Annotated in this window: 1 protein-coding gene; it reads right to left on the bottom strand. The window is 66.2% G+C overall.

The window, feature by feature from the left end:
• On the bottom strand, nucleotides 1–367 hold a 367-nt coding region (locus EN808_RS35340; RefSeq protein WP_145973048.1), incomplete at both ends, for an amidohydrolase family protein.

Here is a 367-nt window from a genome sequence, read left to right as displayed (position 1 = left end):
GAACATGAAGGACGGCTCGACGGCGGGCATGGCCGACACTGACCATGCAGTGAGCTCGCCGCGATCGTCGAGGCCCTTGAGCGCCGCAAGAATCGGCTGCATGGCTGCGGCGTCGAGGAATGCGGTGACGCCGTAGGAGTTGAGCGTCGCGATCGAGCGCGCCATCGCGGCGCGGTCCATCTCCTGCGTGTAATGGCCGGATTGGGCGATGGTGCGCTCGACGATGCCGGCGGCGGATTCGATCATCATGCCGGTCAGCGCGCCGGTCGCCGGATCGCGGCCGATCGAACCTTTTTCCGGATCGGGCGACGAAGCGGAAAGGCCGGCGAGAACGAGCGCCTGTGAGTTGACCCAGCGGTTGTGATAG

Origin of the sequence: Mesorhizobium sp. M8A.F.Ca.ET.165.01.1.1, assembly GCF_004792065.1 — a bacterium.
In the GTDB taxonomy this organism is placed as follows: Bacteria; Pseudomonadota; Alphaproteobacteria; order Rhizobiales; family Rhizobiaceae; genus Mesorhizobium.
Note: the sequence above shows the minus strand (reverse complement) of the source record. Positions and strands in the feature narration are given on the sequence as shown.